Genomic DNA, 645 nt, shown 5'->3' on the forward strand with positions numbered 1-645 from the left:
CTGTCCTGGAACGTCAACGCCATCTTCTTCGGCGGCGCCGTGGCCACCGAGGCGGCCATCGCCCTGGGCGACGAGAGCGACGCCGTATACGAAGCGGGGCGGGCCGAGGTCGGCGAGCGTCCGACTAGCGCGGCCTGACCACCAGGAAGCTCGAGGTCGCGCCGTCGCTGGACTGTTCGAGCAGCTCAAAGCCGTTCTGGGCGGCGAAATGCGGCACGTCGATGCGGGCCATCGGGTCGTCGGCCAGGAGGCGCACGGCCTGGCCGGGGGCGGCCGACGACAGCGCCTTGCGCAGCTTGAGGGTCGGCACCGGGCATTGGTGGCCCCGCGCGTCGACGATGGGTATGGCGGCGTTCGGCGAGGACATGCCACGCCTTTCATCACGACTGCGTCGATGCGTCCATGCCGCATTGGCTTCCGGCGCGAAGCGGGCTCAGATCGGCGCAAGGTTCGATCAGGAGGGCGTCGCCGGTCGCCGGCGGCGGGAATCGGGCGGCGCATGACCGGGTGGATCAAGTTCTGGGCGACGACGGCCTGCGCCGTCACGCTGTCCCTGACGCTGGCGGCTTGCGGCGGCGGCGGAGGTCCTGGCGGAGGCGTCACCACGCCGGCCCCGCCGTCGCCGCCGCCGTCCAACCCGCCGCC

Annotated in this window: 1 protein-coding gene; it reads right to left on the reverse strand. The window is 72.4% G+C overall.

All coding sequences use genetic code 11. The features are described from left to right. Nucleotides 1-124: 124 nt before the first annotated feature. A complete protein-coding gene (locus tag D1Z90_RS20930) occupies nucleotides 125-367 on the reverse strand; it encodes a sulfurtransferase TusA family protein (protein WP_119912677.1) in 243 nt (80 codons plus the stop codon). Nucleotides 368-645 lie beyond the last annotated feature (278 nt).

The sequence above is a fragment of the Motilimonas pumila genome (genome assembly GCF_003596335.1).
Taxonomy (GTDB): Bacteria; Pseudomonadota; Gammaproteobacteria; order Enterobacterales; family CBDFNC01; genus Motilimonas; species Motilimonas pumila.

Excerpts from the sequence above, each read along its gene's own strand:
- D1Z90_RS20930 (WP_119912677.1), bottom strand. The coding sequence starts at position 367 with ATGTCCTCGCCGAACGCCGCCATACCCATCGTCGACGCGCGGGGCCAC.